General features: G+C 45.4%; 8 protein-coding genes. 6 read left to right on the plus strand and 2 right to left on the minus strand.

The window, feature by feature from the left end; translation table 11 throughout:
* The first annotated feature begins 342 nt into the window (after window positions 1–342).
* The 4 genes from glgX to KHS38_RS04650 all read left to right on the plus strand — a co-directional run bounded on the left by glgX (window position 343) and on the right by KHS38_RS04650 (window position 8979).
* Window positions 343–2487 (plus strand): glycogen debranching protein GlgX, encoded by a 2145-nt coding sequence (gene glgX, locus KHS38_RS04635; RefSeq protein ID WP_213487339.1) that lies wholly within the window; start codon window positions 343–345, stop codon window positions 2485–2487.
* Window positions 2474–4303: a malto-oligosyltrehalose trehalohydrolase gene (gene treZ, locus KHS38_RS04640; protein WP_213487340.1), complete on the plus strand. Its 1830-nt coding sequence runs from the start codon at window positions 2474–2476 to the stop codon at window positions 4301–4303. Before glgX ends, treZ begins: the two co-directional genes overlap by 14 nt.
* Window positions 4303–8532 (plus strand): malto-oligosyltrehalose synthase, encoded by a 4230-nt coding sequence (gene treY, locus KHS38_RS04645; protein ID WP_213487341.1) that lies wholly within the window; start codon window positions 4303–4305, stop codon window positions 8530–8532. The genes treZ and treY overlap by 1 nt, the downstream gene beginning before the upstream one ends.
* Before the next feature lie 228 nt (window positions 8533–8760).
* Window positions 8761–8979 (plus strand): hypothetical protein, encoded by a 219-nt coding sequence (locus KHS38_RS04650; protein ID WP_213487342.1) that lies wholly within the window; start codon window positions 8761–8763, stop codon window positions 8977–8979.
* 11 nt (window positions 8980–8990) lie between these two features.
* Here the strand turns inward: KHS38_RS04650 and KHS38_RS04655 are convergent, their stop codons facing one another.
* Window positions 8991–11810 carry a TonB-dependent receptor gene (locus tag KHS38_RS04655; RefSeq protein WP_213487343.1) on the minus strand — a complete coding sequence of 940 codons (2820 nt, stop codon included), beginning with the start codon at window positions 11808–11810 and terminating at the stop codon, window positions 8991–8993.
* A gap of 206 nt (window positions 11811–12016) precedes the next feature.
* On the opposite strand from KHS38_RS04655, the gene KHS38_RS04660 reads away from it, so the two are divergent.
* The gene (locus KHS38_RS04660; protein ID WP_213487344.1) at window positions 12017–12406 is read left to right on the plus strand and encodes a PH domain-containing protein; all 390 of its coding nucleotides are present in this window, start codon (window positions 12017–12019) and stop codon (window positions 12404–12406) included.
* A gap of 21 nt (window positions 12407–12427) precedes the next feature.
* Window positions 12428–13117, plus strand: a complete 690-nt coding sequence (locus KHS38_RS04665; RefSeq protein WP_213487345.1) for a hypothetical protein — start codon at window positions 12428–12430, stop codon at window positions 13115–13117.
* A 68-nt stretch (window positions 13118–13185) separates the two neighbouring features.
* On the opposite strand, the gene KHS38_RS04670 is transcribed toward KHS38_RS04665, so the two are convergent.
* Entirely contained in the window at window positions 13186–14082 is an 897-nt protein-coding gene (locus tag KHS38_RS04670) for an SDR family oxidoreductase (protein WP_213487346.1), read from the minus strand.
* Window positions 14083–14117 lie beyond the last annotated feature (35 nt).

Genomic DNA, 14117 nt, shown 5'->3' on the forward strand with positions numbered 1-14117 from the left:
AGCTTATAAATTGGTCTGTAAAAGCGAAGATATGTGATTTATTCGCTTTTGCAATCGATTGTCAAAGATAAATTCATTTTATGAATATGCAATAGCTAAGGGAAGATAGTGTAGAAAAAACACTATTATTTTGCACATTATGGATTACAGGTGCGCAGGCAATACAATCGATTACAACATATAGCGGATAGCAGGATTTTGGTCCATTTTTCTAAACTTAATACCAGTCTGGCGAACTAAATGAATAGCACCTACGATAATAATCTTCCTTGTCCTGATTTATTATCAACAATTTGCTACTCAGCGCAAACTTTTTTATTCCTAAATCATTGATTGGTTACCATGAGAATCAACAGTTATCCAGGTAATCCGTACCCACTGGGCGCTACCTTCACAGGCAAAGGCGTAAACTTTGCCATATACGCAGCAAACGCATCCAAAGTAGAGCTTTGTTTATTTAAAACACCGCAAGACGAGATTGAATATGCTAAAATTGAACTAACTGAACGTACGCATGAAATATGGCATACCTTTATTGAACATTTAAAACCAGGCCAGCTTTACGGCTACCGTGTGCACGGCAATTATGACCCTAACAACGGCCAGCGCTTTAACCCTAATAAATTACTGATAGATCCTTATGCTAAGGCTATATCCGGTACCATTGAGTGGAACGAGGCATTGTTTGGCTACAACCTGCTTGATGAGGAGAAAGACGTTACCTATAATGAAACAGATAGTGCACCTTATATTCCTAAAAGTGTTGTAGTTAATCCTGCGTTTGATTGGGAAGATGATTGCTCACCTAAATATTCTTATCAGGAGTCTATCATTTACGAAACCCACGTAAAGGGCTTTACCATGTTAAACCCGGATATTCCGGAAGAAATAAGAGGTACCTACGCTGCCATAGGGCACCCGGTTACTATCGAGTACTTACAAAAATTAGGCATTACCGCCATTGAGCTGTTACCTATACATCACTTTGTAACCGACTGGTACTTGAAAGAAAAAGGCTTAACCAACTATTGGGGCTATAATACCATCGGCTTTTTTGCACCCGATGTACGCTACAGCAGCAGCGGTACTTTGGGCGAACAGGTAACCGAGTTTAAGCAAATGGTGAAAAACCTGCACAAAGCAGGTATTGAGGTTATTCTGGATGTGGTATACAACCACACTGCCGAAGGTAATGAGCAAGGTCCTACCCTATCATTTAAAGGCATCGATAACGAATCGTACTACCGTCTGGTGGGCGACAACAAGCGTTATTACATGGATTATACCGGTACAGGCAACACACTCAATACGTACCTGCCAAGCGTACTGCGCTTAATTATGGATAGCTTGCGCTATTGGATTACCGAAATGCACGTAGATGGTTTCAGGTTTGACCTGGCTGCTACGCTTGCCCGTGGCTTGCACGAAGTTGATCGTTTGAGTGCCTTCTTTGAGATTATTTACCAGGATCCGGTTATTTCACAAGTAAAATTGATTGCGGAGCCTTGGGATATTGGCGAGGGTGGTTACCAGGTTGGTCAGTTCCCGGCCGGATGGGGCGAGTGGAACGGCAAGTACCGCGATTGCGTACGCGACTACTGGCGCGGTGAGCACAGTACCCTGGCTGAGTTTGCTTCACGCTTTACCGGTAGTGCCGACTTATACAAAGACGAATTCAGAAACCCTACAGCCAGTATCAACTTCATTACCGCTCACGATGGTTTCACACTGAATGACCTGGTAAGCTACAACGAAAAGCATAACGAAGCTAACGGCGAGGATAACAACGACGGTGAAAGCCACAACCGATCTTACAACTATGGCGTTGAAGGCCCTACCGACGACGAGGTAATTAACAACATCCGCACCCGCCAGAAACGTAATTTCCTGACTACGCTATTCTTATCGCAAGGGGTACCGATGATGGTGGCCGGTGATGAAATGGGCCGTACCCAACAGGGTAACAACAATGCCTACTGCCAGGATAATGAAATATCATGGGTTAACTGGGCCGCTGCTGATAAAGATTTGATGGAGTTTACCAGCAAGCTGATTAAACTGCGTCGCGAACACCCGGCTTTCTGCCGCCGCCGCTGGTTCCGAGGCGCACAGGTACGCGGGGTTGAGGATATCGCATGGTTCCTGCCAGAGGGCGAACAAATGTCAGACGAGCACTGGAACACCGGCTATGCACAATCACTGGCCGTATTTATTAATGGCCGGGCACTGCGTACACGCAATAAACAGGGCGAAGCTATTATTGACGATGGCTTTTACATGATATTTAACGCACATACCGAGCCGGTGGAGTACAAGCTCCCAAGTGATACTTACGCCAAAACCTGGACAAAAATTATTGACACCGCCAAAGATGAGGTTGCTGATACTGAAACATACAATGCCGACGATACTATAACCGTTGAAGGCCGGTCAGTTATTGTATTACATGACCCTGTAATTTATAATACACCGAATGAAAACAGCTAATCAAAGACCTGGAGTTACTATTACTGATTCAAAAACTACTGTTTTGCTTTGGGCTCCCAAAGCAAACAAAGTAGCCTTGAAATTACAGCATACACAAAAAGAATTACAACTTGAACAGCAGCCCTACGGCTACTGGCAACTGGAAACCGATGAAATAAAAGAAGGCGACCGATACAAGTTTGTACTGGATGGCGAAAAAGAACTGCCCGACCCTGCTTCGTTACACCAGCCCGATACTGTACATGGCCCATCGGAGGTGGTAAATGTACAGGCGTTTAACTGGACAGATACCGAGTGGAATAATACTGCATTGCAGGATTATATTATATATGAACTACATGCCGGCACATTTACAGCCGACAGTACATTTGCCGGCATTGAAAGCAAGCTTGATTACTTAGTTGAGCTTGGTATTAACGCCATTGAAATTATGCCGGTGGCCCAGTTTCCGGGCAACCGCAACTGGGGTTATGATGGTGTGTTCCCATACGCTGTGCAAAACAGCTATGGTGGCGCCAAGGGCTTACAACAACTGGTTGATGCCTGCCACAAAAAAGGCTTGGCTGTAGTGCTGGATGTGGTGTATAACCACATGGGACCCGAGGGTAACTATTTCGGCGAGTTCGGCCCTTATTTTACTGATAAGTATAATACACCTTGGGGTAACGCCATCAATTTTGATGATGCAGGCTGCGATGCCGTGCGTCATTATTTTATTGAGAATGTGCTGATGTGGTTCCGCGATTTCCATATCGATGCCTTGCGCATGGATGCGGTGCATGCTATTAAGGATTTTAGCGCAGAGCATATCCTGAGCGAAATTCGTAGCCGTGTAAACGAGCTGATGCAGCAAACCGGTAAAAAGCACTACCTGATTATAGAGTGTGATTTGAACGACACCCGTTTCCTGAACTCACAAGAGGTAGGCGGCTTTGCTATGGATTCGCAGTGGATCGATGAATTTCATCATGCCCTGCGCCTGGCTGCAGGCGGTGAGCCCACCGGTTACTACAGTGATTTTAGCGGCGTAGCCGATTTGGCAAAATCTTACCGGGACGCTTACGTGTACGATGGCCAGTACTCGCCGCATCGCGACAAGCATTTTGGTATTAAAGCGGAGAACAATCCGGGCGAGCAGTTTATCGTGTTCTCACAAAACCACGATCAGGTAGGCAACCGTATGCTGGGCGAGCGCAGCAGCGAACTGTTCAGCTTCGAAATGCAAAAGGTAATGGCCGGTGCTGTACTTACCGCACCTTACCTGCCTATGCTGTTTATGGGCGAAGAGTACAGCGAACCGCATCGCTTTATGTACTTTGTAAGCCATACCGATGCTGAACTGGCCGAGGCTGTGCGCAAGGGTCGCAAGGCTGAGTTTGCCGCGTTTCACGCCCAAGGCGAAGCACCAGATCCGGTAGATGAAAAAACGTTTATCGATTCGCAGCTGCAATGGGACATCATCGCGCAGCAACCGCATCAAACTATGCTCAGTTTTTATAAAGCATTGATCCAGCTGCGTAAAACGCTGCCTGCGTTGCATCACCTGAACCGTAAACATATCTGGACGGATGTAAATGAAGAACAAAACACTTTGATTCTGAGACGCAAGCATTACGTGCAGGAAGCATTAATACTGATGAACTTTTCTGGTAACAAACAAAGTTTATCTTTACCCGATACGGCACAATCCTGGAAAAAACAATTTGATTCGGCTGATGTGCAATGGAATGGCCCGCAAGCTGCAGCCGACGAGGTGAACGGCGGCGGTACAGTTGAGTTACAGCCCGAATCATTTATTATATACATAAACGAATAATGAACAACCCTGTTGCAACATACCGACTACAATTTCATTCGGCTTTTACATTTAATGAATTTGAGCGCATTATAGGTTACCTGCAAAAACTGGGTGTAAGCACGGTTTATGCATCGCCGGTATTTGAGGCCACACCCGGCAGTACACATGGTTACGATGGCGTAAATCCGCACCTTATCAACCCCGAGATTGGTACGGAGAAGCAACTGAAAGCAATCAGCGCTCGGCTTAAAGAAAATAATATTGGCTGGCTGCAAGACATTGTGCCCAATCACATGGGTTTTCACCAGAACAACCCCTGGCTGATGGACCTGCTCGAAAAGGGCAAGCAGTCGCTATACGCCAGTTTTTTTGACGCGGCTTGGACCAGCCCGCTGTTTAAAGATGAGCCTCTGATGGTTCCTTTTTTAGGCAACTCACTCGAAGAGGCCATCAATAACAACGAGATTAAAGTTGCTTATGATGCACAGCAAGGTTTAGTACTGCAGTACTATGACAACATTTATCCGGTAAACCCCAATACTTACGGTACTATTTTACAGACTGAGACTCAGGTCCCTGAAGAATTACAAGCACTGATTACCAAGCTCCCAGGCCTAAACAACGTTCAGGAAACCGGTAAATATGCGGTGCAATGGACCGGTTGGAAACAAAAGCTGATTAAAGCGCTGAAGGTAGATGATACCAACAACTACCTCACCCAACGGTTATCGGCTATAAATGCCGATAAAGTTTTGTTATTACAGCTTGCAAACCAGCAGGCTTACCGCCTGTGCAGCTGGCAAGAAACGGATCAAAGCATCAACTTCCGCCGCTTTTTTACGGTAAACAGCCTGATCTGCCTGAACATTCAGGACAAAGCCGTTTTTGATCACTTCCACCAGATGATCAAAAATCTGGTAGAGGCCGGTGTTTTCCAGGGCTTGCGGATTGACCATATTGACGGCTTGTACGATCCGGCCCAGTACTTGGAGCGCTTGCGCGAACTGGCTGGCGAGGACACCTACATCGTGGCCGAAAAGATTCTGGAATCGGGCGAAGAGCTGGCTACGCAATGGCCACTACAAGGCAGTAGCGGTTATGATTACCTGGCGTTGGTAAATAATTTACTTACCAATCAATCGGCCGAGAAGAAACTAACCCGGTTTTATGAAGAGCTGGTAAACGACGAGCAGCCGGTTCAGGAGCAAATCTGGAAAAAGAAAGCCTACATCCTGTATGAACATATGGGTGGCGAACTGGAGAATCTTTACCAGTTGCTTAACAAGCTTAACCTCATTGATAAGAAAATAGGTGCTGGCCTGCAGCCCGAAGATATTAAAAAAGCTATAGGCGAAGTATTAATTCACTGCCCAGTTTACCGTTACTATGGCAACCAACTGCCGCTGCCTAAAGACGAATACGAAGCAGTAAAAGAAATTTTCAATTTAGCCAAAACCAATACAGACGGTTTAAAAGCTGCACTGAACCTGCTGGAAGTTATCATTCTGGAAAAACCTAAATTGGGTAATGAAGATTATAACCAGAGAGCGTTGCAGTTTTACCAGCGTTTAATGCAATTTAGCGGCCCGCTGATGGCAAAAGGCGTTGAGGATACGCTGATGTATACCTACAATCGTTTTATTGCCCACAACGAGGTTGGTGATGCGCCCGATGCATTTGGCATGAGCGCCAAGAAGTTCCACAAACTGATGCTGGAGCGCCAAAAGCAATGGCCGCTGGCAATAAACGGCACCTCAACCCACGATACAAAACGTGGCGAGGACGTACGCGCCCGCTTAAACGTTTTGAGCGACGTACCGAAACTTTGGCTGCGTACCGTAAAGCAGTGGCAAAAGCTAAATGCCAATCTTAAGCAAAACAACGCGCCAAGTGCCAATGATGAGTATTTTATTTATCAAACCATAGCAGGCGCCTACCCTATGCCGGGCCAGCCTGATGACGATTTTACCAACCGCCTGCAGGAGTACCTAACCAAGGCCATGCGCGAAGCAAAGGTAAACTCTAACTGGACGGAACCTAACGAGGAGTATGAACAGGCTACACTAAACTTTGCAGCCAGCATACTGGATACCAAAAGTGAATTCTGGAAATCATTCCAAAACTTTCAGCTTAAAATTGCTGATTTCGGCATTGTAAATTCCCTGGCGCAGGTATTGTTAAAGTTTACTTGTCCGGGTGTGCCCGATGTTTACCAGGGTTGTGAACTATACGACCTGAGCCTGGTTGACCCGGATAACCGCAGGCCAGTGGATTACAACCTTCGCAGCCGCTTGCTGGATGAGTTTGATACTCATGCCAACTCGCCCGAGCTGTTACAGCAACTGTGGCAAAACCGTTTTGACGGGCAAATTAAACTCTGGCTTACTAACCAGTTATTCCATATCCGTAAAAAGGATGCTAACCTGTTTGCTCAGGGCAGCTATATCCCATTACAGGTAAAAGGTGCTTACAAGGATTATGTAATGGCCTATGCACGCCGCTATGAGCAAACTTGGTACGTGGCCATAGTGCCGCTTTACCCTGGCGAACTAAGCCGCGAGCAGGATAAGCAAATCCATAACCTGAAATGGAAAAATACCCGCATTATACTTCCTGCCGAAGCACCAACCGAGTGGCAAAATCTGCTGATTGACACCAACGGTAAAGTTGAAGAAGGCGCTATCAAGCTTAAAGACGTTTTAAGCTCGCTACCGCTTGGCTTGCTTAAGTTAGAACAAACCAACAGCAACCGTGGAGCCGGTATTCTGATGCATATCACATCCTTGCCATCTGGTTTTGGCGTAGGCGATTTGGGGCCGGGCGCTAAAACATTTGCCGACTTTTTGAGCCGTTGCGGCCAAAAGTATTGGCAATTGTTGCCGCTTAACCCTACCGGGGCCGAGCAGAATTACTCGCCTTACAGCTCTATCAGCAGCATGGCCGGTAATACTTTACTCATCAGCCCTATGCTGCTGGTTAAAGAAGGCTTGCTGGACGAAGATGATGTAAACGATTACTACATCCGGCCAACCGAAAAGGTAGATTATGCCGAAGCAAAAAAAATCAAAGATGCCTTATTTGAACAGGCTTACGTAAACTGCTGCAACGGCTCATTTACTACGCTGAACAACCAGTTTAAACTCTTCTGCGAGCAGGAAGCATACTGGCTGGATGATTTTGCATTGTACACGGCCATTAAACGCCATCATGAAAGTAAACCCTGGTACGAGTGGCCACGGGAGTTTAAACAGCGCAAGCCTGCAGTTTTAAAACGTTTTGCTGAAAAGCACAGCAATGAAATTAATAAAGCCAAATGGCTGCAGTTTATATTTGATAAGCAGTGGAAATCGCTTAAAGAGTACTGCCATACGCAAAACATCCAGCTATTTGGCGACCTGCCTTTCTATGTAAGCTACGATTCGGTAGATGTTTGGGCTAACCCGGATAGCTTTGCCCTGGATGCCGAAGGCAACATGGTTGGCGTGGCTGGTGTGCCGCCCGATTATTTTAATGAAAACGGACAGCTTTGGGGCATGCCGGTTTACCAATGGGGTGTAATGAAAGCCAATGGTTACAGATGGTGGATTGGCCGCCTGCGCAAAAACATGGAAATGTTCGACCTGTTGCGTTTAGACCATTTCCGCGCTTTTTCGGCTTACTGGGAAGTGCCGGCCGGCGAGGATACGGCAAAAAATGGTAAGTGGAAACCGGGACCGGGCAGTACTTTTTTTAAAGCCGTACAAGATGCCTTAGGTGATCTGCCATTCGTGGCCGAAGATTTGGGTGAGATTGACGAGCCCGTATTCCAGTTGCGCGATGAGTTTGGTTTGCCCGGCATGAAAATTTTGCAATTTGCCTTTGGTGATGAGATTGCCGCATCGCTGTACATACCGCACAATTACCAGGAAAACTACTTGGTTTATACCGGCACGCACGATAACAATACCACTTTAGGCTGGTTCCATCAGGATGCTAACAAGGCTATCCGCAAACAGATAGAACAGTATACTGGTGTATCGGTCAAAGCATCCAATATACACGAAGTGCTGGGGCGCGTAGCCTATGCATCAACCGCTAAACTGGCTATATTGCCTATACAGGATGTGATTGGATTGGATGAAAGCGCACGTATGAACAACCCTTCATCAGCCGAAGGTAACTGGGGCTGGCGCTTATTGAGCGAAGATTTAACCCAGGATATTGAAGAACGCCTGCTGGAGTGGGTAAGAATATATAACAGAGCCTAATCAGGCTCTGTTTTTTACATCGTCTCTAACTTCTTTTTTACCTTTATTCTGCCTTACAACCATATAAATGGCCAGGATAACGAATAGTAAAATCAGTACAACTAAAACCGGTAGTAACATAACTTTTCCTCCTTTTAAATAACAACAGGTTGCAAACGCTATTGTTTAACTAAAGGTTTAATACTTTACCAGCACAAACCCTAAACCGCCTTTCACGTTACTATCTTTATGGAAGATTTTGGAATGACTTTAGCCATTAATGGCCAGCAAATACCGGCAACCGTGCATCCGCACGTGGAAGGCGAAACCACTTATTATGATATTATAACTGATTCGTTCACCATCAGTATTTATAAAGACACGTTGTACACCTGGGCAGCCGATGATAACGCAGGTTTCAGTAATGACGAGATCAGCAGCATTGGGGCACAACTGAACAATTATTAATTGATTTAGAACTAAGGCTCAATAAAACTACCATCTCCCCTACGCCTCAGGTTATGGCCGTTTTTGCGGGGCGAGCCTGTCCACTTTTGCAGGTACGAGCGTACGCTTAGCATAAAGTACCGGCTCAGGGCGTTGCTTAAAGTATTGGTATACGAATTCTCGGTAGTTGTCTGGCTCACAAAATTGTTTTGTTTCAGGATATCAAAAACCTGCAAATTCACAGTCAACAAACGTTTTTTAAAAAAGTCTTTTTCGATATAAGCATTAATTACCAGCGGATTACGTGTGAGGTTACTTGAAATACCTTTCACGTAATTTTTGCTGGCGTCATAACCAATGGTCAACGACCTGTTTTTCATAAAGAAGAACCTCCCATCAATAGCCAAAGCCGTAGTGCGTACATCGGTACTGGTATTACTCAAACCAAAAAAAGTACGCGCCACATCATAAGATACAAACGGGTTAACCTCTATACTTTCATTCGGATTAATGCGTGGACCCAACCGCTCGTTCAAATGCCAGGATGTAGTGAAGCTTTTGATATTATCGGTCATGGATACGCCGCGGTTGTAGCTTGCACTACCGTTTAATGACAGATTATATTTACGGTCGGCCAGTTGCTTGGATATGTTATAGTAGCCATTTACCCCATAAGATCCGTTTAGATTCAGAAAACGGGTTTCGGTTTTGAAGGAATTAAACACATCAGCAATACGCACGTTATTGGTTACAATTTGCTTGCTGGTAATGCTGGTATTGATAGCGCCCGATATATTCAGATGAGAATTAACCAGATAATTGTTGTACTGGGCATTGATACTGTGCCTGAATGAAGGTTTCAGGTTCGGATTACCTACCACCGGATTTTGCGGGCTAGATACATCTCGAACCGGTTGTATCTGGTTAAAGCTTGGCTCTGATGGGCTGCCCGAGTAATTAACCGAAAACCGTTCCTCGCGCGACCATATGTATTGAAAGCGGGCTATCGGTATCAGGTTAAAGTTATTTTGGTGAACCGACACACTGCTTATACTACTGCGGCTGCCATCCAGTACGGTAGGCACTGCCGTAACCCCTACAGATATATTGTACTTTGGCTTATTCAGGCGATAATTTAAAGCCAGCCTTACTTCGGTAAAAGAATAATTGAAAATATTGCTCAAGCTATCAACCCGTGCGCGGGTACCTAACGAGTCGATGTTATCGGTAATAGCCCTGTTGTCATAAGCCCGGTAATTCATCTGGCCGTTAAACTCCAGTTGTGAAACCGGCGTAAGAGGCTCCACATAAGTAGCGCTTGCCCTGAAATTCTTGTTAAGTGTGGTACGTTTAATGTAGTTGTGCACCAGCGAATCTTTTCGCACCAAATCGGTAGAATCCTGATAATAGCGAATAGCCGTTTGCCTATCGTTAACATTGCTTTGGTTAGCGCTGTTATAACTCAATTGCACAGATGCGTTACGCTTTGGTTTCTTAAATATGTGCTGATAAAAAACTAAGCCGCCCCAGTTTGGTGCAGTATTGTCACTACTATTTTGTGTATGCGTGTCCTGATGCCGAAGACCGGTTTCGAACCTTCTGGAATCGCCGGTGTTGCTTGAACCGGTATAACTGAAGTTGGGTACTATCTTCAAATAATTAGCCGTATCCGGCGTGTACTCAAACTCAAAATTAAAGTTGTGCGTTTTGCTGGTATTACGATTAGCGCTATTGTTGATAAAACTGATGGTTTGCCCATTAATCCGGTTACCGGCGGAGTCACTAAAAAATTGCTGCCCATTGCTATTGTTTAGTGAATTTACGTTACGATAACTGAGGTTATAATTACCATTTATCTGTACCTTTTTGCCCCACTGGTTGCGGTAGTTTATTGATGGACCGCCCGATGTGGTGGTACCACCGCTTCCACCGCCGCCGCCGTTACCGCCACCATTGCCACCACCAGAGTTTCCGCTTGAAGCTACACCGTTGACGGTATTTCGGTAGTTCCCTATCAATGCTATCTGCTCGTTGCCGTTTAGCCTTTGTAAAAACACTCGTCCTTCATACCGTTTGTCATTACCGGCCCCGGCAGATAAGCGAGCAATGTTACCTACAGACCTATCAGCCCTGGTAGTTATATTGATCACTTTTTGCGGGTCGCCATCTTTGATACCGGTACGAGCGGCCTGGTCGCCGTAATCGTCAACCACCTGTATCTTATCAATAATATCGGCCGGCAGGTTCTGTATGGCTTTGGCTAAATCGCCGCCAGCATACTCCTTACCGTTCAGTTTAACTTTGGTTATTTTTTGACCCTGGTGAGTAACCGATCCGTCTGATGCCACCTCCATACCTTCCATTTTTTTCAGCACCTCATCAACCGTGGCATTAGGCCGCACCTTGTAATCGCTGGCTTTATATTCAACCGTATCTGTTTTATAGGAAATGCTTGGTGTACCGTTTACGATTACCTCGTGCAATACATTGGCCTGCGTACGCAATATAATGGGATCCAGTTGCAAGCGCTGTACGGCATCGTTATTGAGCATTCGTCTTACCACAGTCTGGTAGCCAATACTACTTACAGAAATAATAAACGTGGCCGATTTTACATTTTTCAGGGTAAAAGCCCCGTCGGCATTGGTAGTGGTGCTTACGCTGTCTGTTCCGGCTTTAACTTTTACCGTAGCACCAATTACAGCATTATTGGCAGTGTCTTTTACCATGCCGCTTACATCGCGCAACGCAACCGCTTTGGCGCTATTCGGCGCTTTAACGGCAGCAGGTACCTGTGCAAAAAGCCGGCAGCTACAGAAAGTTAGCAAAAAAAACAGTAAAAATTTAACCATTGATAAAGCCGGTAGCGTGTTAATTGGTTACAGGTTAAAATATCCCTACCAAATCTAAACGTATTTACCCTAACCAAAGCCAACGCTACGGTAATAAATTAGATACATTGCAAGCACAATGGTTATTAAAAATAAAACCATTGTGTAGATTTATATTTATGAAGGAGGAAATGCATCGGTATAAATCCAAGAGGGATAACTGGCCTATGGTAGCTACCGCGTTGGTTGCATGTGGTGTTATACTGATTATGGCCTTAAACCAGTTATGGTTTTTTGTTGCCGCTCTCTTTATATTGTTTGCATTTGCAGGTAAGTATGGTTTTGGCAACATTTATTACAATATAAACGGCAATATCCTTGATATTACTTTCGGCTTTCATCAGCAGATTACCATAGATATCCTGACTATCAGAAAGATCAAGAAGATAAGCAGCCGGCTTAATGTCAATTCAGCAGCGCTATCGGCCGACCGTATTGAAGTTTTTTATAACAAAGTGGATTCCATCATGCTATCGCCCGAAGATCAAACAACATTTGTGGCACATCTTAAACAAATTAATCCGCAGATTTGTACTGAGATTACGGCCATACAGTAATCTGATTTATTATCTATAATAGTGAAACACTTATTCATCATCTTACTAATCGGTTTTACTTATACTGGCTTTGCTCAGCAAACAGTAGAGCGCGAATCCAAGCTTACACCACAGGTAAAGGAAGTGTACAATGTGTTAAGTTCCGACTATAATACACGGCAAGGCACTTACGCGGCTTATGTGAAAAAGAAAATGATTGCCGCGGGCAGATACGAAAAAAATAAAAAGGTTGGCGCTTGGACATTTTTTAACCGTAAAGGCGAAGTGATACAACGTTATAATTTTGACAACAACACGTTGCTTTATGATGCCCCTGAAGATACCACATCTTCTTTCCGGTATGTTATTGACAGAGAGTTCAAAGATACCGACCGCATTACCAAGCCTGTAAAAGTGGGCGGCCGCTATTATGGCTATTTGCGATACCTGAACTTGTTTAAGCTGCCTCCCGATATGATAGGCATTAGTGACAATGCCTTTGCCATAACGATGGAACTACTGGTAAGCCCACTTGGCCGATTGGCAGAATACAAAGTACGCATCAGATCCTTATTAAGACCCGAAGAAGAAGTGGCATTAAACCTGAATTTGAACTTACTTACGGATGAAGACAAAACCTTTATTCCGGCAACTGTTAATGGTGAACTGGTATCCACCCGCGTCATTATCCGCTGCCACCTGGTTGGTGCAGACCGGATTGATATTGATTGAACGCCTTGACTTTATATAATTAAAACAGGCTATTCTACCCTTATGGTATAGAATAGCCTGTTTTGGTTTTAAGAATTAAAATAAGTGCCAAGGTCGATATCCGGCAGCAAGGCTGTCTGCACGGGTGTCCACCCTAACTGGGTTTGCGTTTGCAAACTGGAGGCCGGGCAATCTACGCCAACAAAGTACGCGAGCCAGCCAAAGTGTTCGGCCGCTTCCTGGGCTGTTTTAGACACAACCGGTACATTCAGGTGCCTGCTTATCACTTCTACAATATCCCGCATTGGCACACCCTCATCGGCCACGCCATGAAATATGGAACCTGCAGCACCCTTCTCCAGCGCCAGGCGAAAAAGACGCGCAGCATCTAACCGGTGTACCGCCGGCCAGCGGTTAAGCCCCTCGCCAACGTAAGCGGCAACGCCTTTTTGACGGGCAATGTTAATTAAAGCAGGTACAAAGCCATGGTCGCCATCGCCATGCACAGATGGAGGCAGGCGCACAACTGATGAACGCACACCTTTAGCAGCCATAGCCAATATAGCCTTTTCGGATGCAATGCGATGCGATGCCGCAGAATTAGGGTCGGGCATGTCATTCTCGGTGCCAACAGTACCTGGCTTGAGCATGGCAATGCCGGAGGTGATCACGAAAGGACGGTCAGAGCCGGCTAAAGCTTCGGCTATGGTCTGTACTGCTAAGGTGTCAGTTTTGCAAGCGGCTTCATAATCCTTAAAATCATGGATAAAAGCGGTGTGAATAACACCATCGGCAGCCGCAGCTCCGCTTTTTAAACTTTCCAAATCGTCAAGCGCACCTCGGTGCACTTCGATACCAGCCGCTAAAAGCTGCTCGGCTGACGAATCTGAGCGGGCAAGACCAACCACCTGGTGGCCTGCGCCAATTAATTCCTGAACGACGGCTGAGCCCACAAAGCCCGAAGCGCCGGTTAAAAATACACGCATATTCTGTTCTTTTATTAATTAATTCAACAGAACAA

Source organism: Mucilaginibacter sp. Bleaf8 (assembly GCF_018390515.1).
Taxonomy (GTDB): domain Bacteria; phylum Bacteroidota; class Bacteroidia; order Sphingobacteriales; family Sphingobacteriaceae; genus Mucilaginibacter.